Below are 23,647 nucleotides of genomic sequence, written 5' to 3'. Positions count from 1 at the left end.
GACGCGGCTTATTGCTCTTCCAGCTCGATGTTGATACCTAGTGAGCGAATCTCTTTCAACAATACGTTGAAAGATTCTGGCATACCAGGTTCCATGCGATGATCACCATCAACGATGTTTTTATACATCTTAGTACGACCATTCACATCATCAGATTTAACTGTCAACATTTCTTGCAAGGTGTAAGCGGCACCGTATGCTTCCAGTGCCCATACTTCCATCTCTCCGAAGCGCTGACCACCGAATTGAGCTTTACCACCCAACGGCTGCTGTGTAACCAAGCTGTATGAGCCAGTTGAACGAGCATGCATTTTGTCATCAACCAAGTGGTTAAGTTTCAACATGTACATGTAGCCAACTGTTACTGGACGTTCAAATTCACGTCCAGTACGACCGTCAAACAAAGCGATTTGTCCACTTTCAGGAAGATCAGCAAGCGTAAGCATATGTTTGATTTCTGCCTCAGTAGCACCATCAAACACTGGTGTTGCCATAGGCACACCTTTACGCAAGTTATCTGCTAGACGGGTAATTTCGTCATCACTGAAGTTATCAAGATCCACTTCTTGGTGAGTTGTGCCAGCACCGTAAACCTCTTTAAGGAAGCTACGTAACTTGGCCATCTCTTCGTGCTCTTTTAACATGCGGTCGATTTTCACGCCTATGCCATGAGCAGCCATACCTAAGTGAGTCTCAAGGATCTGACCGATGTTCATACGTGACGGTACACCCAATGGGTTCAATACGATGTCTACCGGCGTACCGTTAACATCGTAAGGCATGTCTTCAACTGGTTTAATTGTTGAAATAACACCTTTGTTACCGTGACGACCAGCCATCTTATCACCAGGTTGAATTTGACGTTTAACAGCCAAGTAAACCTTAACGATTTTAAGAACGCCTGGTTGAAGATCATCACCTTGAGTGATCTTGCGTCGCTTGATTTCGAACTTCTTATCAAAGTCAGCTTTGATTTCAACAAACTGCTCAGCAATTTGATCAAGCTCAGTTTGCGCGTCTTCATCTGTTAGCGTTAGGTCGAACCATTTTTCACGTTGAGCAGACTCTAAACGAGACTCTTCGATACCGGATTTAATCAACAAGTTTTTAGCACGAGCGAAGATGCCATCAGCAAGAATATTGAATTCGTCTGATAAATCTTTCTTCACTTGACGTAACTGCATGCCTTCAATTTCAAGTGCACGCTTATCTTTTTCTACGCCATCACGAGTAAATACCTGTACATCAATGACAGTACCGCGAACGCTGTTAGGCACGCGCAATGAAGTATCTTTAACGTCAGATGCTTTCTCACCGAAGATAGCTCGTAAAAGTTTCTCTTCAGGTGTTAACTGTGTTTCACCTTTAGGGGTAACTTTACCCACTAAGATGTCGCCACCTTTGACTTCAGCACCGATGTACACAACACCAGATTCGTCCAATTTACCCAGCGCAGATTCACCCACGTTTGGAATATCAGAACTGATTTCCTCTGGCCCTAACTTGGTATCCCGTGCCACACAGCTCAATTCTTGAATATGAATTGTGGTGAAACGATCTTCCATAGCAACGCGCTCAGAGATCAAGATTGAATCTTCGAAGTTATAACCGTTCCAAGGCATGAATGCGATACGCATGTTTTGCCCTAGCGCTAATTCACCTAAATCAGTAGATGGACCATCGGCTAATACGTCACCCGCAACAATTGGCTCACCAACATTACAAGTAGGACGCTGATTAATACAGGTGTTCTGGTTAGAACGGGTGTACTTAGTTAAGTTGTAGATATCGATGCCCGCTTCGCCGGCAACCGTTTCTTCTTCATTAACTTTAATAACAATACGGCTTGCATCAACGTAGTCGACACGACCACCGCGTTTAGCTACCACTGTTACACCAGAATCAACTGCAACTGTTTTTTCCATACCGGTACCAACAAGTGGCTTATCTGCGATAAGCGTTGGTACTGCTTGACGTTGCATGTTCGCACCCATCAAAGCTCGGTTAGCATCATCGTGTTCTAGGAACGGAATGATACTGGCTGCGATTGAAACGATTTGCTGCGGAGATACATCCATGTAGGTGATCTCAGAGCTTTCTTTCAATGTTGTTTCACCGCGGTGACGACAAGGGATCAAGTCATCAGCAAGACGACCAGATTCATCAAGCACAACGTTAGCCTGTGCGATTGAGAATTGACCTTCTTCGATTGCTGATAAGTAATCGATTTCGTCAGTCACGACACCGTCAACAATCTTACGATATGGTGTTTCAAGGAAACCAAAATCATTGGTACGAGCGAAACTCGCCAGCGAGTTGATCAAACCGATGTTTGGTCCCTCAGGTGTTTCGATAGGACATACACGACCATAGTGAGTCGGGTGTACATCTCGTACTTCGAAGCCTGCACGCTCACGTGTAAGACCGCCCGGGCCTAAGGCTGAAATACGACGCTTATGGGTTACTTCAGACAACGGGTTGTTCTGATCCATAAACTGAGACAACTGGCTTGAGCCAAAGAACTCTTTAACCGCAGCCGAAATAGGCTTCGCATTAATAAGGTCTTGAGGCATAACAGCGTCTAAATCACCTAAGCTCAAACGTTCCTTAACGGCACGTTCGACACGAACTAGACCAACACGGAATTGGTTCTCGGCCATTTCGCCAACAGAACGAATACGACGGTTACCCAAGTGATCGATATCATCAACGTCGTCTTTACCGTCACGAATAGTGATCAGTTGCTTCATTACGTCAACGATGTCGTCTTTGTCTAATGTGCCTGCACCGATAGATGTTTCACGACCTAAACGACGGTTGAACTTCATACGTCCAACAGACGATAAATCGTAACGATCCTCGGAGAAGAACAAGTTAGTAAATAACGTTTCTGCTGCGTCTTTCGTTGGTGGCTCACCAGGGCGCATCATGCGATAAATTTCAACCAACGCTTCTAGGCGGTTAGTTGAGCTATCAATGCGCAAGGTGTCAGAGATATAAGCACCGTGATCAAGTTCGTTAATATACAAAGTTTCAAACGTTGTATATCCGGCTTCTTTAAGTGCCAGAACATTTTCAAGTGTTAATAGATCGTTTGCAGCAACAACAAGTTCACCGGTTTCTTGATCCACGTAATCACACGCGAATACACGGCCAACTAAGTATTCAGCTGGTACTTCAAGTTCAACGATACCGGCTTTTTCAAGCGCACGGGTATGACGAGCTGAAATACGACGGCCTGCTTCTACAAGCACATTGCCATCCGAGTCTAAAATATCGAATTGTGCAGTTTCACCACGAAGGCGATCTGGCACGATATCAGACATGAAACGATTACCGTCGATACGTACTTGGTTCTTCTCAAAGAACATACCAAGAATTTCTTCGGTAGGAATTTCTAATGCACGTAGCATGATAGTCGCAGGCAATTTGCGGCGTCTATCGATACGAACATAAAGGTTATCTTTAGGGTCAAATTCAAAGTCTAACCACGAACCACGGTAAGGTATAACGCGCGCGTTATATAACACTTTACCTGATGAGTGAGTTTTACCTTTATCGTGATCAAAGAATACGCCTGGCGAACGGTGTAACTGAGATACGATGACTCGCTCAGTACCGTTAATGACGAAAGTTCCATTTTCAGTCATGAGCGGAATTTCGCCCATGTAAACTTCTTGCTCTTTGATGTCTTTTACTGTGCCTGGTGCTGCTTCACGATCGAACAACACTAAACGTAATTTAACACGCAAAGGCGCTGAAAAGGTTACACCACGGATTTGACATTCTTTTACGTCAAATACGGGCTCACCTAAACGGTAACTTACGTACTGTAATTCTGCGTTACCAGAGTAACTTTTTATTGGGAAAACTGATCGAAATGCTGCTTCCAGTCCATGCTGACCATCGACGTCAAGGTCAATAAACTTTTTAAAAGAATCTAGCTGGATTGAAAGTAGATACGGTATTTCCAATACCTGTGGGCGTTTGCCAAAATCCTTACGGATACGTTTCTTTTCGCTATAAGAGTAAACCATGGGTTCCTCAGCCTGCCGATTTTTGACCCAACTTGCTAAATAGATTTTCTATAAAGCAAACTTCCAGCACCCTTTATTTTACACTTTAACCGTTTACCAAAGTCATTAAGAGGCTTACTTAACTTATTGGTTTTATTTAGGTTTAAATGTAATTTGCGCTAACAAATAGAATAAATTTTAAAGGATGAAAATACTTTATCCTACAGCGCAAAAAGGCTGGTGATTATAAAATCACCAGCCTAAGCCTTTTCAGGCTAGTAACCTGTCGTTAGACAGATTACTTAAGCTCAACTTCAGCGCCAGCTTCTTCAAGCGTCTTCTTAAGTTCTTCAGCTTCTTCTTTAGCAACGCCTTCTTTAATCGCTTTCGGTGCAGCTTCAACTACTTCTTTAGCTTCTTTCAAGCCAAGACCAGTTGCGCCACGTACCGCTTTGATTACAGCAACTTTGTTACCACCGAAAGATGTCAAAACAACATCGAATTCAGTTTGTTCTGCAGCAGCTTCACCGCCAGCAGCAGGAGCAGCGGCAGCAACAGCAGCAGTCGCTGTTACACCGAATTTTTCTTCTGCAGCTTCGATAAGCTCAACAAGGTCCATTACTGGCATTTCAGCAATTGCGTTTAAAATATCTTCTTTGGTTAGAGCCATTTCTCTAAACTCCTGGGTTTAATGATTAAAAAATTATATGTACAAAGGAACCAAATTATTTGGTTTCTTTGATTGCTGCCAATACGCGCACAAACTTGGAAGGAATTTCGTTAACAGTTTGAACGAATTTCCCAACAGGTGCTTTGAAGGTTGCAAGCAATCTCGCAAGCGCTTCGTCGCGGGTAGGCAATGCTGCCACTGCGTCCAATTTCTCAGGACCCAATAGACCACTACCAATAGAAAGGGCAGTTACGTTTAACTTGGCATTCGTTTTAGCGAAGTCTTTAAAAAGACGCGCCGCACCGCCTGGTGCTTCAATCGAAAATCCGTAAATTAACGGACCAGTTAAGGCACTTTCCAAATCAGAGAACTTAGTTTCGGATAATGCGCGCTTAGCTAGAGTATTTCTAACAACTTTTAGATATACGCCTTGCTCACGAGCTTTAACGCGAAGTTCAGTTAGTTCTGATACTTCCATACCACGGTATTCAGCAACGGCAACGGATAGAGCTTGAGATGCAACTTCGCTAACTTCTGCGACGATCTCTTTCTTTGCTGCTAAGCCTAGTGCCACTGTGTTCACCTTCTTTAAGTCTGAAAAGCCTATTATTAAATAACACTTTTCAGGATTCACAGATTGATAGAACGCTTATCTTGATTAACTCAGGCTAAGTATTCTACCGCTCTACGGTGTTCGTTAATCCCAGAGAGTCTGAGTCGAAATCACCGTCTGCGCAGGCTATTGTTTTAAGTAAAGCATTTATGACTTTGCAATCTGTGTAACTGCTCTCTTACTTCAGTTACTGCTTTACGCCTGCGGTCTTGGACGGGAGTCATGTGTTAATGAAAACAATGACTCCAACCCATACCTTTCTAGAGAGAATAAGTAGTCAAAAATCCAACTACTTACAAGTGCCTTAGCTAAACTAAGGCTAAAATTAGCTTGCTGCTGTTAAACTAGCTTGGTCGATGGTAATACCCGCGCCCATAGTAGTGCTTAAGCTGATTTTCTTAATGTATACGCCTTTAGCCGATGAAGGCTTGGCTTTCTTAACAGCTTCAATCAAAGCAGCTAAGTTTTCTTCGATTTGGTTGCTTTCAAAAGCAATCTTACCGATGCTGGCATGAATGATACCATTCTTGTCATTGCGGTAACGAACCTGACCAGCTTTAGCGTTCTTAACCGCTGTCGCTACGTCTGGCGTTACTGTACCCGTTTTAGGGTTAGGCATTAAACCACGTGGGCCTAAGATTTGGCCTAACATACCTACAACGCGCATTGCGTCAGGAGATGCAACAACTACGTCAAAGTTCATTTCGCCTTTCTTAACTTGCTCAGCTAGGTCTTCCATACCAACGATGTCAGCACCAGCTTCTTTAGCAGCTTCAGCGTTTGCACCTTGAGTGAAAACAGCAACACGTACTTCTTTACCAGTACCGTTAGGAAGCACAGTTGCGCCACGAACGTTTTGATCAGATTTACGTGCATCAATGCCAAGATTTACAGCAACATCAACACTTTCAGCGAATTTTGCGGTAGCAAGTTCTTTCAACAAAGCAACCGCTTCATTGAAATCGTATTCTTTCGTCGCTTCTACTTTGTCACGTACAAGACGAGCGCGTTTAGTTAATTTAGCCATTTCTTATCCCTCTACTACCAAGCCCATGCTGCGTGCAGAGCCAGCGATGGTGCGAACAGCTGCTTCTAAATCAGCTGCAGTTAGATCTGGTTCTTTCGCTTTAGCAATTTCTTCTAGTTGCGCAAGAGTCACTTTACCCACTTTTTCAGTGTTAGGACGACCAGAACCACTTTTGATACCAGCGGCTTTCTTAAGCATGTAAGAAGCAGGTGATGTCTTGGTTTCGAATGTGAAAGAACGGTCTTCGTAAACAGTAATTTCTACTGGAACGGGAGAACCTTTTTCCATGTCACCTGTTTTAGCGTTGAATGCTTTACAGAATTCCATGATGTTAACGCCTTTTTGACCCAATGCTGGACCAACTGGCGGACTTGGGTTAGCAGCACCAGCCGCAACCTGTAATTTGATAATGCCTGTGACTTTTTTAGCCATGATAATACTCTCAATTAATGGGTCAAACGCCTCGCAAACACTGAGAATGCTTGCTTAATTGGCTTCCCGTTCAACAAAAAGGGCCGCGAAGTATAGACTAACTATAAAGCCTTCGCAACCATTATGTACGAACTTTATCCAGTTCATGTCGAAACCATAAGCTGTATAATGTTCGATTTAAAATCAAAAAAAGATGTCGTTTGGACATCTTTATTTTAATTTCTGCGACGCCATCTTTGGCGCCAATTGCCAGTCAAACCATCCGAATTTTCGAAACATCGATGTATTAACAAAAAAGACAGCCTAGCGCTGTCTCTTCGTACACTTCCTGTGACAGGTTCCAGCCCGACATCCCTGCCGGTCGTGCAAGCGGCGAAAGCTAAGCTTCCGAAAGCCCCGCTTTTACCCCTTCTCGACTTGGCCGAATTCTAATTCTACAGGTGTTGAGCGACCGAAAATAAGCACCGATACTTTTAAGCGGCTCTTTTCATAATCGACTTCTTCAACCACGCCGTTAAAGTCAGCAAAAGGACCATCGGTAACACGTACCACTTCGCCTGGTTCGAACAATGTTTTTGGTTTTGGCTTATCAACACCTTCTTCAAGGCGATTCAAAATAGCATTAGCTTCTTTTGTGGTGATAGGCGCTGGGCGGTCAGATGTACCACCGATAAAACCAAGCACACGAGGAACACTTTTGACTAAATGCCATGAATCTTCGTTCATATCCATTTGTACTAATACGTAACCTGGGAAGAACTTACGCTCACTCTTACGTTGTTGGCCAGAGCGCATTTCAATGACTTCTTCGGTAGGAACGAGTATCTCTCCGAAAGAATCTTCCATTTCGTGCATTTTAATATATTCAAGAAGTGTCTTTTTCACACGCCCTTCATATTGAGAGAACGCCTGAACGACATACCACTTTTTATCTGACTTCTCTGGCACGTCCGCATTTTCTGTAATTTCTGACATGATTAAATTCCTAAGCCGGTGATAAAAGAAACTAACTGTACGATAATGAGGTCAAGGCCCCACAGTACTAGTGACATGAAGGCTGTAGCAACTAAAACAATAATTGTCGTCTGTGTTGCTTCTTGGCGGGTGGGCCAAACAACTTTTCGTACTTCCGTGCGAGCATCTTTAGCGAAGGTCAAAAAGCTGCTACCTTTTTCCGTTGAAGCGGCAATAAAACCGGCAACAAGGACAGCTGCGACGACACCAAGTGCGCGATAAAGTACTGATATATCTTCATAGATGGAATTTGCTGCAACCGCACCACCTAACAAAACCAAAACAACTAGCCATTTAACTAAGTCTAATGGATTTGAACTATTTTCCGCTTTTTCGCTCATGCTATTACCTAATACTAACTTAATCGCGACGTCATCAATGGTGCAAACGTCTGCCTATACACTTAGTTTCAATGTCAAAAGTGGCAGGGGTGGAGGGATGATCTCAGTTACCTCCCTGTAACTGACCGCAAGCGGCGCTGACGCGGTTCAAATCGTTCCAGACAATTTGTCGAACCCGCGGGCGTTCTCATCCCTCAACCTTCTACATTTTTACTATTCAGCTGCAGTATAACGCCTCTGAACTTTGACCTAATTTGGCAGGGGTGGAGGGATTCGAACCCCCAGCCATCGGTTTTGGAGACCGCTGTTCTACCAATTGGAACTACACCCCTAAAATACTGCTCTTAATCACTCACTTATCACGTAATTGAGTGATTAAATTTACTTACACCATCCTTATGACGTCTTAGATTTTTGTGGAAAAATTCAGAATCACTAATAAGGAGGGAGGCGTATTATACTTATTAGTCGGTGTTATACAAGATGAAAACGAGGATAAAGCGTACCGTGAATGTATGCTTTACCCTGGTCTTTACTCAACACCGATAAAACCACCGGTTTGATGGGCCCATAACTTGGCGTAAATACCATTGTGCGCCAACAGCTCATTATGTGTACCCGACTCAACTATACGACCATCGTCCAGCACTAATAACCGATCCATTTGGGCAATAGTGGACAACCTGTGAGCAATGGCTAAAACCGTTTTATTTTCCATCACCTTGTTGAGGCACTCTTGTATAGCGGCTTCTACTTCAGAATCTAAAGCTGATGTAGCCTCATCCAGAATAAGAATAGGTGCATCTTTAAGCATGACCCGCGCAATGGCGATACGTTGGCGCTGGCCCCCAGATAACTTAACACCACGCTCGCCGACTTGTGCGTCATACCCTGTATGCCCATGTAAATCGGATAGGTTTTGAATAAATTCATGGGACTCGGCCTGTTTCGCAGCGGCCAGCATTTCTTCTTCACTGGCACCTAATCGACCATATAAAATATTGTCGCGCACAGAACGATGTAACAGCGATGTATCTTGGGTAACCATACTGATATGAGAACGTAAGCTTTCCTGACTAATTTCGCTCACGTCTTGCCCATCGACTAATATCTTACCGCTTTGCACATCAAAGAAGCGCAGTAACAAGTTAACCAGTGTCGATTTACCCGCCCCCGAACGACCAACTAACCCAACCTTTTCACCCGGTTTTATATCGATATTAAGGTTGTTAAACACCTCTATCTGCTTATTTTCAGGCCCAGGGTAATTAAATGTCACATCAGAAAAGGTAATCGCCCCACCACTGACGCTAAGAGGCGGCGCATTGTCAATATCTTTAACCGCCGTCGGTTTAGACAAGGTATTGATCCCGTCTTGTACTGTACCTATATTTTCAAAAAGGGATGACACTTCCCACATGATCCACTGAGACATGCCGTTTAAACGAAGGCACAACGTAATAGCAATAGCGATATCCCCCGGCGTCACCACTTTTTCTAACCAAAGGTAGATGGATAAAGCACTGATAGAGAATACTAACAGTGCATTACTGAACCACACACAGGTATTAAGCAAGGTAACCAAACGCATTTGCGGATGAACCGTTTGCAAGAACCCATTCATACCTTCATAGGCATAATCGGCTTCACGGCTGGTGTGCGAGAAAAGCTTAACCGTAGCAATATTGCTGTAACTATCGACTATTCTACCGGTCATCACACTACGTGCATCAGCTTGGCGCTGAGCAACTCGTTTCAATCGCGGCACAAAGTAGCGTAGAACACCTATGTATATGCACAGCCACAAGATTAAAGGCAAACTCAATCGCCAATCAATGCTAAACACCATGACCACGATACTGAGAAAATAGACACTGATGTATACCAATAAATTAAGTAGCTGCATGACCGACTGACGAACCGACAGTGCGGTTTGCATGACTTTGGTGGCGATGCGGCCGGCAAATTCATTCTGGAAAAAGCTGATACTTTGGCCAATCAAATACCGGTGCGCTTGCCAACGAATGCGCATGGGATAATTACCCATGAGTGTTTGATGGTTAATCAATGATTGCAGCGCTACGCAGCTAGGCAAAATCACCAGTACCACGGCTCCCATCCATATCAAGCTACTTTTTTCTTCGGCTAAAAAGGTGTCAGGATCTTTGGACGCCAGCCAATCGACTAACTGCCCAACAAATCCAAATAACGACACTTCTAACATGGCGATAGCTGCTGCAAGTATCGATACTGCAAAAATAGCGGGCCACATTCCTTTGGAATAATAACGACAAAACGCCACCAAGCCTTCTGGAGGTTGCCCAGGCATATCCTGTGGGAACGGCTCTACTAACCGTTCAAAAAATGAAAACATATCAACTACTTATTTACTTAAATTAATCTTGGAAGCCTAAAGCCTTGAGGGTCGCTTCAATTTTGGCTTCATGAGCTTCACGCCATTCACTTAATGACATTGCTGCGTCTTTGTCTGTTCTTTCTTTCCCCAAACGATAAGCTTCTTCGGCCAACGCTTTCGGAATAACCACAATACCCTCTTCGTCAGCCACGACTATATCCCCAGCACAGACGCGTACACCGCCGCAGTTAATTGGTTGATTAAAAGGCAAAATTTGCTCTTTTTTAGCTGGCACTGGAATAACACCACGGGCATAGACAGGAAATTGCAGATCTCGTACCTCGCCTAAATCACGGATGACGCCATCTATGACAAAGCCCGCAATCCCCCGTTGCTGAGCGACAGCGCATACATTTCCCCCTGCGCTGGCAAACTCAGGGTCCGCTTCAACGACTATGATGTCTCCTGGGGCTGCACGGTATATAGCGGCATGTAGGCTAAGATGATCACCCTTCGCACATTTAACCGTAAATGCTGGTCCTGCAATTCTAGGCATTTGCGGCCATAACTCTCTAATAGCGCCATCTACAAATTGTTCACGCCCTAACCCTTCTGAATATTCACAGGGAGACACTTTTACAAAATCAGCCATGGTTAACATATATCACCCTATAATTTGACGTGCGCAAGGCACCTAAAAATGTACTACGTAAAAACTCTCTCTATTCAAGGCGCCGCCTGGAAATCCCCCTCAAGATACACGTATAGGCTAAGTGTAGAGCGGTTCAATTCCCGGCAGTGTAAAATGACAGAGGTCGAAATTCTTTCAACTGTATTCTTTTCTATATTAAATAGTATCTCGTTTACCCAATGCTGGCATCCGCTAATTGATAATACCAATCCACATTTATAAGTGCCTCCTCAGAATGCGTAAAGTGGTTTTTGATCCCAGTGTGCGCCGTTAAACAGATCGTTTCGTATATAAGCTCGCCATGTAATAGGTATGCCCTTAGGTATACATAAATCAGTTGAATGTTCACCATATTGTTCAAGGTCAATTTTAATCCCGAAAAAACATGACGTCTGATATATATTTTGTATACTTACAAGGCTTGTTACACAACGTCAAAAAGAGAGGTTTTAATGTCCTTGAATCACCGCACGAGTAACCGAGCCCCCTTAGCCCTTGAAGTGAAAGTTCGCCATATGGGAAAAGAAATGGGCGAAACCTGTACCCGCAATATAAGCCCTTTCGGCGCGTTTATTGAAATGCCACATCCTGAACTCCGTCCAGATGACTTTATAGAGTTATATTTTACCGACGCGCAACAAAATGACGCGCTGTTACTGCAAAAAGGCTTGATAACCCATTGCAGTCAACAAGGGATTGGAGTGTTGTTTGCTTATGATTCTAATGAGTTCAGACAAATGCTGCATAAAAAGATGCCTAATAAGCATAGGAGTAGAGTGTTTTCGAGTTAGAGCACGGGTAAACTGATTCGAAAAAGGCGATGAGTGAGTCACTCATCGCCTTTTTTATATTCAAAACATTTTACTGGGCGTTTCAGTTAAACTTACGCACTTTAAACTTTTTCCCTTTGATTTTACCTTCACCTAATTGACGCATGGCCCGCTTAACACTGCGCGTTTTTACTGCTACATAGGCGTGGAATTCAGTGATATGGATCTTACCGATATCATCCCCAGGGATCTCCGCTTCTTTGGTCAAAGCGCCAAGTAGGTCTCCTGGCCTAAGTTTGGCTTTCTTACCGCCATCAACACATAACGTACTGTATTGTGGTTGGATCAAGCGATTAGCATGAAAACGCATGGCTTGAATGCCTGTCCATTTCAGTTTCGCTTTTTGGTAATCTTCAATGGCGTTTGCCCTGGCCATTTCATCTGGCGCAACAAGTGTTAGTGCAACCCCTTTTGATTCCGCTCGGCCCGTGCGACCTATACGATGAATATGTACTTCTGGGTCGGGCGTAATGTGATAACTAATCACAGCGTTTACTTCTTTAATGTCTAAGCCCCGTGAGGCCACATCCGTTGCCACCAGCACAGAGGCACTCTTGTTTGCGAAACGCACTAGCACTTGGTTACGCTCACGCTGCTCTAAATCACCATGCAGAGCTAGTACTGATACCCCCATGGACTGCAGCTCATCAGCCACTTCCTGACAGGCTATTTTTGTATTACAAAACACAATTGCTGATTCAGGTTGATAATGACTTAATAGCGCTGCTACAGCTTTTGTACGATGTGCATCTTCTACTTCGAAAAATACTTGCTCTATGGTGTCGGTATCGTGGGTGGATTCAACAGTGACTTCTAATGGGCTTTTTTGCACTTGGCCACTGATCGCGGCGATTGAATCTGGGTAGGTCGCAGAAAACAGCAAGGTTTGACGCTGCTCGGGCACACTTTTAATAACGGCATCCATTTCATCTTCAAAGCCCATATCAAGCATACGGTCTGCTTCATCCAATACCAGCGTATTAACTTCCGATAAATCCAAACGGCGCTTGTAAAGATGATCCATTATACGTCCAGGTGTGCCAACGATAATATGAGCACCGTGTTCCAGTGAGCCAATTTGTGGCCCCATAGGCGTACCACCACACAACGTCAACACTTTAATATTGTGAATACCGCGCCCTAAACGGCGGATTTCGAGAGCAACTTGCTCCGCTAACTCTCGGGTAGGACACATCACTAGAGCTTGAACACGAAAGCGCTTCACGTCTAAATTGTGCAATAGAGCCAAGCCAAAAGCAGCGGTTTTACCACTTCCGGTTTTGGCTTTCGCCACTACATCACGCCCCTCTAAAATAGCAGGTAGCGTTCCGGCTTGAATTTCAGTCATTTGACTGAACCCCATACTTTGCAAATTATCTAACAAGGCTGCTTCTAGCCCCAGGGAGGAAAATTCCTTACTCACAACATTCTCTCATTTATGTCTTTAATCGTTAAAGACTCGAACCACGGTCAACTTCAATCGCTTTGTCTAGCGCGTCTAACAGTCCGGCTCGGGCTTTTAACTTAGTTTGTTTATGGGCTTTCATATTTAATTTGGTCATCGCTTGCGCGGTGGCGGCGACGGTTTGCTCAAATGCGTCCGGTGCTACCGCTACGTCTAGGAAACCAGCGGTGACAGCATCATCAACTGATACCATTTCAGCTAATATCACGGAACGATTGAAAAACACTGGGGCTAATCGTCCACGCGCTAATTCTAAACCCGCTTGATGCATGGTCATGCCAATGGCAACTTCGTTCAAACCAATTTTAAACTTACCTTGAATCCCAATTCGATAATCAGAGGCTAACAGCACAAACGCGCCTTTAGCAACAGCGTGCCCTGTACAGGCAGCAATGATAGGATATTCAAAGGACAGCATTCTACGCGTCAATGTCGAACCTTTCTCAACTAATTTCATTGCGGCTTCCATACTTTCCTGCATCACGCTTAAATCGTACCCTGCAGAGAACATGCCTGGTTGACCTTTGATGACCACTACAGCCTCATCCGCTGATGCTTTATCAAGCGCGCCATTGAGCTGATCGATCATAGCGTGAGAAAACGCATTCACCTTGCCGTTATTTAACGTTATGGTTGCTACATTGTTTTCACATTGGTATTGCACTAATTCAGTCATAGTTGTCCTTTCATATATTCGTTAGTGTTTTTATTTGTTAACACATTAATTTAGTTACTTAAATTTATTCAGCACGCTATTGATTCAAGTTCTTATCTATAACGTCTTGTATTTCACCGGATTGACGCATTTGCTCAATGATGGCATTAACTTGCGGGATCTTGTCTGTCCAACGAGGTGAAAAAGCCAACATTATCTCATCGGTTAACCCCATCGTGCCCAACTGGAACACGGCCTTATCATAGTGATTTGCGTTCAGCGTCCAACGTGCTCTATATGTATTGGTGTATATCAGGTCGCAGCGCGCGAGTTGTAGCATGTCAAATAAGCGAGAATGACTAGACACATATACGGGAGACAACACCCCACTTTTAAGCCAAGGATCCAACTCTGGGTAGCGGTAATTTTCACGCAAGCAGACACTTTTACCATGGACGGTATCTGCAAGTTTATCACCCTCTTGTGGCGCGTTGAGCCCATAAAAGGCGTGTTGATAACTAAAGACGGGATCGCTGAACAGCAGTTTTTCAGGCGAATCTAACCACTTAGGCGCTAAAAAGGCCACATCCGCTTTCTGTTCCAAAACGTCCTGCTCTATTTTATTTCGTGCGGTGGGTAAATAACGTAAATCACGGTCAAGTGACTGAGCTAAGTGTTGCAGTATATCTATAAATAAGCCGCTTGAACGCTGGGTGTTTTCATCAAAGACGTAAAACGGCGGCCCTTCAGCATAAATAACTGCTAAAGCTAACTCTTCGTGATTAGATTGGGCACTGACCTTTTGATGGAATAAGCAACATAGGGAAAGGATTAAGGTTAAATTACGAAACACGGCATACGCTCCAGTGCATAATAAAAAACCCCGATTCGTTGGCTGAAAAATCATTATGTTATTAGTGTAATAATATGTAGGAGTCAGAGCTATCACTTTAATGAATCGCACCTAATCAATTCGAAATATGAAGGCTCCGCTTGACTACTACCAGAGGTTGAGCACCCCATGATCGATATGCAATTTAAATGGACCTTGAGAGCGTAGCTTCATTAACCAACGTTGTTGTATTTCCTTAAATTTAGCACCCCGTAAGAAATGTGCTGCGGCTGTCTTTAACTTACCAATATGTTGGGCATCAGTACCTTTTGACAAGGCAATATAACTGGTGAGAGTTTGGTATTCATAGAGCAAAGTAAAGTGTGAGCAATCCGCACCTTGTTTAAAACAAAAGTAACGTAAGCCAGCGTCAGAGAAAAACAAAGAGCTAAGCTTTCCCGATAAGAGCTCAGAAACGGCTGCGTCGTAATCATCAAAAGGCATGACACCTTTAATATTCTGATCTAGCAGCACTTTATGGCGAAAATCGTTTTTGAGCACGCCAATTGGCGATACCTTATTCAAGTCTTCTTTTCGTTTTACAAACTTTTTATCTTCAGTAGCACCAAGGACTCCGTAAATATTTGAAGTCAGTGGTAAAATCCAGTGATAGTCATTTTCTCTATCAGGGGTGCGCGCCAGTGGAAACATCAGCACATTAGGTTTACTTTGCGCTTCCTGTATTAAGCGCCCCCAAGGCGCAGCGAGGATCTCTTGCTCAATGTTTGCTTCGGCTAAAATACCGCTAACCACCTCAATCAAATATCCTTCAAGCTGCCCCTTGTCGTTACGTAAGCTAAAAGGTGGCTCCAAAGATGTCAAAACCCAAAACGCGGGTTCTGACGTACTTTCTTGAGCGAGCGCTTTACCGCAAAGAGCAGGAATCAACATGAATCCTAACCAAGCAGTGATGAGCGCCCGGCGTATGTGCATTACGCTTTGAGCGCCCAATTAACTGTTTGCCCTGCAAAAAATGGCACGATAGGCTCGCCATTGGGCAAAGTAATCACTTCAGGAATAGTCCACTCCTCTTTTACCAAAGTTACTTGCTTGGTATTACGCGGTAAACCATAAAAATCGGCTCCATGGTGACTCGCGAAGCCTTCTAGCTTATCCAAGGCGTCTAATTCTTCGAATACCTGAGCATACAATTCCAACGCGCTCCACGCACTGTAGCAGCCCGCGCAACCACATGCTGATTCTTTCGCGCTTTTTTCGTGAGGCGCTGAATCCGTTCCTAAAAAGAATTTACTTGAACCTGTCGCAACTGCTTTTCGCAACGCTTGTTGATGGGTACTGCGCTTTAGCACAGGTAAACAGAAATTATGTGGTCTCACCCCGCCCACCAGCAAGTCATTACGATTAAGCAGCAAATGCTGAGGGGTTATAGTTGCCGCGACATTGTGCGAACTGGCACTTACGAAGTCCACTGCATCACTGGTCGTGATATGCTCAAGCACCACTTTCAATTGTGGAAATTGGTTCACAATTTTCACCAAGAATTGCTCAATGAACAATTTTTCACGGTCAAAAATATCGACGTGGCTTTCAGTGACTTCACCGTGGATAAGTAACAACATACCCTGCTCGGCCATTTCTGCAAAAACGGGGAACAAGGCTTCAATGCCCTTCACTGCTGCATCAGAATTGGTCGTCGCGCCTGCTGGATATAACTTAGCCGCAACCACACCGGCTTTTTTCGCTGCTCGAATATCGTCAATAGAGGTGGTATTGGTTAAAAAAAGCGTCATCAAGGGTTCAAATTCACTGCCCTGGGGGCGCGCCGCTAGAATTCGGTCTCGATAGGCACTTGCCAGCTCAGCATTCACCACCGGCGGAACTAAATTAGGCATGACGATAGCGCGTTTGAAAGTCCTTGCTGTGGCAGGCACGGTTTCTAGCAACATATCATTATCGCGAAAATGTAAATGCCAATCGTCTGGCTGGGTCAAAGTGATTTGCTGCATTATTATAGCCTTAAGTCATATTTTGTTAGGTCATTGTTCTTACATAGTATGCCGCAATTTGCGCTTGGATATAATAGCCAAGATATTCCTAACGTCGCTGAATAATAAACCTCTTGATAACGGTCTAGTAGTAAAACCAGTGCACGTAAAACGTGTCGCAGCCCTAAGCTATTGACCTCGGACCGCCTATGACCACAGCCATCACCTTACTGAATCTTGTTCCCCAAGAAAAACAAACTGCCATTTTAACCGGTGTAATGGGTTTGTTGGACAAACTACTGGCCATTCATCGTTTGGATCATTTATATCGCGAACATCACTTAACTGGCTTAAACAAAGAAGCGTTCGCCAAAGCACTACTTGAGGCGCTCAATGTAACAGTAGAAGGCACTGACGTTTTACAAAAAAAAGTTCCTCAAAACGGCCCACTTGTTATCGCCAGCAATCACCCCTTTGGCGGAATTGAGGGGGTGATTTTAGCTTACGTTATAGGCCAGGTTCGGCCTGATCTGAAAGTATTAGCCAATCAAGGTCTCGCCCTTTTCACTGAATTAAAAGATTACTTTATTTTCACTAACCCGCTTTCTGAACGCGATCCTAAAAACGCACCCTCCTTGCGTGAGAGCTTGCGCCACGTGAAGCAAGGCGGCGCATTACTGATTTTCCCCGCAGGGCGAGTGTCTTACTATCAAGCGGACAAAAAACGCATTAGTGAGCACCAATGGAATCGCATTGTTGCCAACTTAGTGACTCGCACTGGAGCCCAGTACTTAGCGCTGTTTGTAAGCGGTGAAAATAGCCCACTGTTTTACCGTCTTGGAAGAGTGTACTACCGCCTGAGAATGCTTATGCTTCCCAGAGAGTTATTAAATAAACGCGATACGAGCATTAAAATATCTGCGGCGACTTGCGTCCCCGCTAACGCTTTTGCCGCAAATACAGATGATATCGAATTGTCAGCGCTGCAACGTATTCAAAGTTACACCCAAGATCCGACTTGGCGACACACTTGGCCCGCTTCTAACGTGGTAGCAATGCAACCTTTAATATCCCAAGTGCCGGGCTCAGTCATCAATACTGAGCTCGCCCAGCTTGATGAAAGTCAAACGTTACTGAGTTATCGCAATTTAGACGTGTACTACGCCTACTATGAGCAAATACCGCAAACCGTCAAAGAAATAGCCAGATTGCGCGAACTGGTTTTTCGTGAACATGATGAAGGTAGCGGAAACTCGTTAGACACAGATGATTTTGACAAAACCTACACCCATTTGTTCATCGTTGAGCGCGATTTAGGCCGAATCATCGGCGCCTATCGAATGGGCCAGTCGGACCGTTTATTAGCAAATGCTTCGTTGAATATTGACCCTTTCTATTTGAGCGCGATGTTTAATTTCTCAGCTGATTTCATTAACCGCCAGGCGCCTTGTTTAGAAATGGGGCGCTCTTTTTTAATCCCAGAATACCAAAACAGCTTTCAGGGTTTGTTACTACTTTGGCGAGGAATAGGACGCTTTGTTTGTCAATTCCCTCAATATCGTACTTTGTACGGCACCGTCTCATTAAGTAAGTTGTACGACCCACGCAGTGTCAGTCTCATTGAGCATGCTTTGGTCACACCGACGCGTAACGCAACAGCCCGCACTCAATTGGGCTTCTCTGTACCACCTGAAATAGCAGACTTTGCTAAGCAGTATCCATTGAAAAAACACCTAACCAGTCTGTTAGCAGGTATTGAAAGTGATGGTAAAGACATACCCATTCTGCTCAAGCATTATCAAAAGCTTGGCGCTAAATTTCATTGTTTGGGGATAGACTGCAACTTTAACCACACCCCAGGTTTGTTACTCAGCGTTGAGCTTGCTAAAGCCCCAGAAAAATTAGGCAGGCTGTATTTAGGGGATGGCTGGAAGGCGTATAAATGCCATCAAGAAAATCAATGAAACGATGAAGTGATAGCGCCCAGTTAGAAATAGAGCGCTATTCGTCACCGTGCGATCAGCTATTTTACGCGATCACACACTTGTGATTAAAATGACTTAAACTTTTTTCACAAACTCAGACTTGAGTTTCATAGCACCAACACCGTCAATTTTGCAGTCGATGTCGTGATCGCCATCAACCAAACGAATATTTTTCACTTTAGTGCCCACTTTCACCACCAGCGATGAGCCTTTTACTTTCAGATCCTTGATGACCGTTACGGTATCACCGTCCACGAGTGTATTACCGTTTGAGTCACGGATAACTGGCGTATCGTCTTCAGTCCCGTCTTCACCCTGCGCCCACTCATGTCCGCACTCAGGGCAAACATACATATTTCCATCTTCATAGGTGTATTCAGAGTTACACGCCGTACAATTTGGTAAGCCACTCATGGTGCGTTCCTTTATTAACTAATGCCATGCTTGAACCTAAAAACAATATACGTTTCATAGATAACCAAGCTAAATTTGGCGCTATTATCCACAAAAAATATAAAAACACCAAATTTACTGACGACTTAAGCTTGTGCTCTTTGGTAGGTTGCCGTTGAGGGAGCCACCCCAAAAAGCGCATGAGTAATTTGCCCTTGCAGCGATGCAATTATCGCCAGCAAAGAAAAATGATGAATAGCATGGCTTGACACAAAAGCTAATTCACGCCCAAGGGTAGAGTTAACCTCATTCACATACGTTTGCTTGACTGACGTTTCACTCAACACCGTGAGCTTTGCATGCATATCAGATTGATAGACATCTAATAACCAATGCTCAATTCTATTCCACGCTTGTAAGGCCGAAGCAGTTGAATGGGCGACATCAGACTCACGATGGCGTAAGTTATAATCCACAACCCCTTTTTCTATTCCTTGTTTGAGCGCCAAGTAGTGGTCAATCACATGCCGCATATGAGCACCTGCACTGCTGACCACATGGGGCGTCATGACGTCTTGATAGGCATGATGTGAGATATGTTTTAAAAACGTTTTTGCTTGCTCTACTGTCTCTAAGTGACTATTAAGTGCCTGATTGTCGCTAAACATAGGGTTCCTGTTACTTCATGTATCTATTGGTAAAAGACCCTGCCTAAGAGGCGAACATTTCAAAAAACATTAATCACTTAGCCATTGCTTTCACTGGTTGACGAAAATTAACTTTTCAGTATCAAAGCCTGCATCACGTGCCTTAGTCAGCAAGCGTTGCAGCACATCATCCTCAAGCTCAGGTTGACGGGCCAAGATCCAAAAGTAATCTCTGTTGGGTCCAGTGATCATCGCATAACCGTAGTCATCAATGTCTAACGAAAAGATCACATAACTTGCATAAAAAGGTCCAAAAAAAGACACCTTCAAATGACCGGTGTTTTGCTCGCCAACAAAATAAGCTTTGCCAATGGCTTCGTCCCACTCCTGCTCTTCTGGGTTGAAACCACGATTAATGACTTTCACACCGCCATCATCTCGCATACTGTATTGTGCTGTTACTTGTTCCAAGCCTCGTTCAAATGAGTGATCATGGCGTGCGATTTCGTACCACTTGCCCAGATAACGTTGCAACTCAAAATCTTTCACCGGTTTAATACCTTCAGGTAAAGAAGTACAAGCATTTAAAAGCACGACAAACAAGAGAATCGCTAGCCTGTACCCAGACTTTGGCAACCCCCTGAAGAAAGTGAGTAATGACGATTTTAATTGCATAAATGGTGTCCTTATAAAATTAGTTTATGGCTCAACAAGGGTCTGTTTATCTTTCCAGCTTAACGTTGCCGCTCAATGTTTTCATACACACCAGAGTTTAAGTAACCTGAATACTGGATAAGCCATTAAATTATAGGTTTAAATCCCATTGGACTGACACGTCTTATCCAGAACTCAGGTTAAGTAGTTCGACTATCCCCAATAAATAGACGACAACGCAGCATAAATGCTAAACATGTGCTGCTCGAAGGATCCTTTCAAGGATAGATTGAACAAATTTCGATTCTAAATGCTCAACAGGCCCTAGGTATCATACTGAACTAACAACTAATTCGATTTAATTTACGGCAAAAAAATAGGGGATAGATGCACTAAATCAGTCCCAATAGTAGAAAATAGCGTTTGTGATGAGCCCCTTATCCAGCGACAAAGGTGTTTGACAAAGCATCAGCGCAGGTTTAAATTTCAATAATTACTGAAACTTCTATATATAAGATACTTTATGCAAATGACACCTATGATCGAATCCTTCGTCATGCACTTTGGCGAAATGGGCAGCCGCTGGGGTTTCAATCGTACCGTTGGGCAAATGTATGCGTTGTTGGTCATCAGTGAAACGCCCTTAAGTGCAAACCAAATCGCAGAAGCGCTCAGCGTATCCCGCGGAAATGTCAGTATGGGCTTAAAAGAATTACAATCATGGCAGTTAATTAAGCAACATCACATCCCTGGGGACCGCAAAGAATATTACCAAGGTGCAGGTACTATTTGGGAAATGGCCAATCGGGTGTTTGAAGAACGACGTAAACGAGAAATGGACCCAACACTGACTTTGCTGCGCGGTATTATGCTTGAAACGCCTGAAAATAAAGAAGAGATATACGCGCAACAGCGGTTACAGGAAATACACGATTTACTTGAAACCATCAGTAAATGGACCAGCGAGTTACAGCAAATGAACCCAGATACCTTAGGCACGTTAATGAAATTAGGTTCAGGCGTAGGCAAAGTCATCGACATGAAGAACAAGCTAATGAAAACTAATAAGACCCCCGAGAAAAAGCCCAATAAAGAATAGATTTACACTTGTATTTTCCTCAAACACTTCATTCTATTACATTCGGAATTAGCCCGAATTTGAAAGCAATCCCTTCGTGGCAGCGCCGGCTCATTTACCCAACTTCGCCATGGTGTTAGGATCGTTAAGCGCTCCCACGATCAGAGTGATGTTGGCTTTAAGCTGATCCATCATACGCGTATTCAAAACGGGAGAAAGTCGGTCTAAGCGGTCAAATTGGGTATGCCAAATTTCTCCCCATTTCTTTTCGTTATCCGGGTCACAGCTGCCTATCTTTTTCCCTGAGTAACATGTCCAGAACTGCGCTTCAATGGATTGAGAGTAACCATCTTTTCCCCCTCGCCCATTAATGTCCATATTCGTCGCTTCGATGTACGCAATAGGGATATTGTTACAGGCGAATGCTTGATGATCTGACCAATCGCCGGTCTGACCTGCTGCAAAGACTTCTGAATCTTCATGTAATTCAAATCGAGCAGGTAATGAGGGCTGCGATGCGCCATAAGCCAAAAGTGCATCTCTAAATACACCACTGGTGTTTAGCTTAGCGTTTTCGATTTTCTTACAACTAAAATCGGTGGGTGAACTACTATGCACATACAACACATCGCCACCTATGACGGTGTCTAAATTTAGCATCGCAATAATATTGTTCAGCTCAGCTTGGGGCATAGCGCGAACAAAATAGTTAGAGCCTAACTTACCGATCTCCTCACTACCGAAAAATACCACTTGAACGCTATAAGGAAGCGCTTTCATTTGCACTAACTGTTCGCTTACTGCCAACAATACCGCTACGCCACTGGCGTTATCCGTTGCGCCTAAACTACCTTGTTCAACACCTGTGGAATCAAAATGCGCGCCTATTACTATTCTTTTTTTCGACTTCCCAGGGATCACGGCACTGATATTTATCGACGTAGCCTGTTTCTCGTTTACCTTAATGGCAAATGTTTGTTGCTCGGCTTTAAGCCCCACTCTTTGTAATTGCTGAAAAATATACTGCGCAGCTTGGTGTTCTTGTTTCGAGCCTGCTGGCCTTGCCCCAATACCCTTCTTGTCATCTGCCAGAGCAATAATGTGAGTCAATGCCCCTGTGCCAATTAACGTATTAGGCGCTGAATCTTCAGTCGATAGAGGGACAGCGTGCACTAGCAGGGAGGACGAGCTTGCAAACAAGGCGCAAAGCGCAAGATACAATAACGGTTTCATTGGATGTTATTTTCACTTTAGGTTTCAACAACCTGCATAATAACTATGCCTTCTGCACTTTACTAGCTGTCGGCGCTTTACTAGTTGTCGGCGCTAGCCAACGGCGATGTCGCGCTAACTCACCATATGACAAACCGCTTAGGCTGGATTAATTCCCCGTATTAAGAGTTTCTTAAGTTTCACGCTTTATGGTTAACGCTCTCTCTCTATTTTATCGGCTTAATATGCGTAATTTCATATCTATTTTCGTTTTGTACCTTACCTGCTATTCCAGCAGTGGCTATGCAACCGTCGCTCCAGATTTTAGCTATATGACGCGCTCTGGCGCAGTGCATCTGAGCGATCTTAAAGGCAAAGTGGTTTATGTGGATTTTTGGGCGTCATGGTGTAAACCCTGCCGCCAATCTTTTCCATGGATGAACGACATGCAGCACAAATATGCTGAACAGGGTTTAGTGGTTGTCGCGGTGAATCTAGATACGGAACCTCAACTAGTCACAGCATTTTTACAGAAAATTCCGGCTAATTTCCCCATCGTACTCGACCCAGACGCTGAAATTGCGCAGCGCTACGACCTCATCGGTATGCCTAGCAGTTACTTAGTCGCCAGAGACGGCAGCATTCGCTTTAGCCACAAAGGTTTTTTCAACGCAAAAGCATCTGCTTACGAGCAGCAGCTCGTCACCCTATTACAAGAAACGGAGTAATA

The 23,647-nt window shown here is 44.0% G+C and carries 22 protein-coding genes and 1 tRNA gene; 4 read left to right on the top strand and 19 right to left on the bottom strand.

Features of this window, described 5'->3' with window-relative positions; genetic code table 11:
• Positions 1-8: 8 nt before the first annotated feature.
• The 10 genes from rpoB to AC0VYA_RS03025 all read right to left on the bottom strand — a co-directional run bounded on the left by rpoB (position 9) and on the right by AC0VYA_RS03025 (position 11,130).
• Positions 9-4,037 (bottom strand): DNA-directed RNA polymerase subunit beta, encoded by a 4,029-nt coding sequence (gene rpoB, locus AC0VYA_RS03070; protein ID WP_473478056.1) that lies wholly within the window; start codon positions 4,035-4,037, stop codon positions 9-11.
• Between the two features lie 277 nt (positions 4,038-4,314).
• Positions 4,315-4,686 carry a 50S ribosomal protein L7/L12 gene (rplL, locus tag AC0VYA_RS03065; RefSeq protein WP_006992806.1) on the bottom strand — a complete coding sequence of 124 codons (372 nt, stop codon included), beginning with the start codon at positions 4,684-4,686 and terminating at the stop codon, positions 4,315-4,317.
• Between the two features lie 55 nt (positions 4,687-4,741).
• Positions 4,742-5,260 (bottom strand): 50S ribosomal protein L10, encoded by a 519-nt coding sequence (rplJ, locus tag AC0VYA_RS03060; RefSeq protein WP_011573496.1) that lies wholly within the window; start codon positions 5,258-5,260, stop codon positions 4,742-4,744.
• A gap of 364 nt (positions 5,261-5,624) precedes the next feature.
• The gene (gene rplA, locus AC0VYA_RS03055; RefSeq protein WP_006992804.1) at positions 5,625-6,326 is read right to left on the bottom strand and encodes a 50S ribosomal protein L1; all 702 of its coding nucleotides are present in this window, start codon (positions 6,324-6,326) and stop codon (positions 5,625-5,627) included.
• A gap of 3 nt (positions 6,327-6,329) precedes the next feature.
• Positions 6,330-6,758, bottom strand: coding sequence for a 50S ribosomal protein L11 (gene rplK, locus AC0VYA_RS03050; RefSeq protein ID WP_006992803.1), 429 nt, complete (start codon positions 6,756-6,758; stop codon positions 6,330-6,332).
• A 402-nt stretch (positions 6,759-7,160) separates the two neighbouring features.
• Positions 7,161-7,733: a transcription termination/antitermination protein NusG gene (gene nusG, locus AC0VYA_RS03045; protein WP_006992802.1), complete on the bottom strand. Its 573-nt coding sequence runs from the start codon at positions 7,731-7,733 to the stop codon at positions 7,161-7,163.
• A 2-nt stretch (positions 7,734-7,735) separates the two neighbouring features.
• A complete protein-coding gene (secE, locus tag AC0VYA_RS03040) occupies positions 7,736-8,113 on the bottom strand; it encodes a preprotein translocase subunit SecE (RefSeq protein ID WP_006992801.1) in 378 nt (125 codons plus the stop codon).
• Between the two features lie 255 nt (positions 8,114-8,368).
• A tRNA-Trp gene (locus tag AC0VYA_RS03035) sits at positions 8,369-8,445 on the bottom strand.
• 200 nt (positions 8,446-8,645) lie between these two features.
• Positions 8,646-10,487: an ATP-binding cassette domain-containing protein gene (locus tag AC0VYA_RS03030; protein ID WP_473478051.1), complete on the bottom strand. Its 1,842-nt coding sequence runs from the start codon at positions 10,485-10,487 to the stop codon at positions 8,646-8,648.
• 22 nt (positions 10,488-10,509) lie between these two features.
• A complete protein-coding gene (locus AC0VYA_RS03025) occupies positions 10,510-11,130 on the bottom strand; it encodes an RraA family protein (RefSeq protein WP_011573494.1) in 621 nt (206 codons plus the stop codon).
• Positions 11,131-11,612: 482 nt separating this feature from the next.
• Between AC0VYA_RS03025 and AC0VYA_RS03020 the strand changes: the two genes are divergently transcribed.
• A complete protein-coding gene (locus tag AC0VYA_RS03020; RefSeq protein ID WP_475489998.1) occupies positions 11,613-11,951 on the top strand; it encodes a PilZ domain-containing protein in 339 nt (112 codons plus the stop codon).
• 82 nt (positions 11,952-12,033) lie between these two features.
• On the opposite strand, the gene dbpA is transcribed toward AC0VYA_RS03020, so the two are convergent.
• The 5 genes from dbpA to pyrC form a co-directional block, all read right to left on the bottom strand.
• Positions 12,034-13,413, bottom strand: a complete 1,380-nt coding sequence (gene dbpA, locus AC0VYA_RS03015) for an ATP-dependent RNA helicase DbpA (RefSeq protein ID WP_011573492.1) — start codon at positions 13,411-13,413, stop codon at positions 12,034-12,036.
• A 28-nt stretch (positions 13,414-13,441) separates the two neighbouring features.
• Positions 13,442-14,131 carry a crotonase/enoyl-CoA hydratase family protein gene (locus tag AC0VYA_RS03010; protein WP_473478048.1) on the bottom strand — a complete coding sequence of 230 codons (690 nt, stop codon included), beginning with the start codon at positions 14,129-14,131 and terminating at the stop codon, positions 13,442-13,444.
• A 76-nt stretch (positions 14,132-14,207) separates the two neighbouring features.
• A complete protein-coding gene (locus AC0VYA_RS03005; protein WP_475489997.1) occupies positions 14,208-14,963 on the bottom strand; it encodes a substrate-binding periplasmic protein in 756 nt (251 codons plus the stop codon).
• Between the two features lie 147 nt (positions 14,964-15,110).
• Positions 15,111-15,893, bottom strand: a complete 783-nt coding sequence (locus AC0VYA_RS03000) for a substrate-binding periplasmic protein (protein WP_475489996.1) — start codon at positions 15,891-15,893, stop codon at positions 15,111-15,113.
• Positions 15,894-15,934: 41 nt separating this feature from the next.
• Entirely contained in the window at positions 15,935-16,969 is a 1,035-nt protein-coding gene (pyrC, locus tag AC0VYA_RS02995) for a dihydroorotase (protein WP_011573488.1), read from the bottom strand.
• 188 nt (positions 16,970-17,157) lie between these two features.
• Between pyrC and AC0VYA_RS02990 the strand changes: the two genes are divergently transcribed.
• Positions 17,158-18,912 carry a lysophospholipid acyltransferase family protein gene (locus AC0VYA_RS02990; RefSeq protein ID WP_475489995.1) on the top strand — a complete coding sequence of 585 codons (1,755 nt, stop codon included), beginning with the start codon at positions 17,158-17,160 and terminating at the stop codon, positions 18,910-18,912.
• A 96-nt stretch (positions 18,913-19,008) separates the two neighbouring features.
• Here AC0VYA_RS02990 and AC0VYA_RS02985 read toward each other — a convergent pair whose 3' ends face one another.
• From AC0VYA_RS02985 to AC0VYA_RS02975, 3 genes are all read right to left on the bottom strand, one after another.
• The gene (locus AC0VYA_RS02985; protein WP_475489994.1) at positions 19,009-19,347 is read right to left on the bottom strand and encodes a zinc ribbon domain-containing protein YjdM; all 339 of its coding nucleotides are present in this window, start codon (positions 19,345-19,347) and stop codon (positions 19,009-19,011) included.
• 125 nt (positions 19,348-19,472) lie between these two features.
• On the bottom strand, positions 19,473-19,994 hold the full coding sequence (locus tag AC0VYA_RS02980) for a hypothetical protein (RefSeq protein ID WP_475489993.1): 522 nt from the start codon (positions 19,992-19,994) through the stop codon (positions 19,473-19,475).
• Between the two features lie 90 nt (positions 19,995-20,084).
• Positions 20,085-20,648 (bottom strand): lipocalin family protein, encoded by a 564-nt coding sequence (locus AC0VYA_RS02975; protein WP_011573485.1) that lies wholly within the window; start codon positions 20,646-20,648, stop codon positions 20,085-20,087.
• A 502-nt stretch (positions 20,649-21,150) separates the two neighbouring features.
• On the opposite strand from AC0VYA_RS02975, the gene AC0VYA_RS02970 reads away from it, so the two are divergent.
• Positions 21,151-21,726 carry a GbsR/MarR family transcriptional regulator gene (locus AC0VYA_RS02970; protein ID WP_011573484.1) on the top strand — a complete coding sequence of 192 codons (576 nt, stop codon included), beginning with the start codon at positions 21,151-21,153 and terminating at the stop codon, positions 21,724-21,726.
• 90 nt (positions 21,727-21,816) lie between these two features.
• Here AC0VYA_RS02970 and AC0VYA_RS02965 read toward each other — a convergent pair whose 3' ends face one another.
• Positions 21,817-22,938 carry a M28 family metallopeptidase gene (locus AC0VYA_RS02965; protein ID WP_475489992.1) on the bottom strand — a complete coding sequence of 374 codons (1,122 nt, stop codon included), beginning with the start codon at positions 22,936-22,938 and terminating at the stop codon, positions 21,817-21,819.
• 224 nt (positions 22,939-23,162) lie between these two features.
• On the opposite strand from AC0VYA_RS02965, the gene AC0VYA_RS02960 reads away from it, so the two are divergent.
• Positions 23,163-23,645 (top strand): TlpA disulfide reductase family protein, encoded by a 483-nt coding sequence (locus AC0VYA_RS02960; RefSeq protein ID WP_475489991.1) that lies wholly within the window; start codon positions 23,163-23,165, stop codon positions 23,643-23,645.
• Positions 23,646-23,647 lie beyond the last annotated feature (2 nt).

It is taken from the genome of Paraglaciecola sp. QJM3NY_14 (genome assembly GCF_056173245.1).
This window is presented reverse-complemented; position numbering and strand designations above follow the sequence as displayed.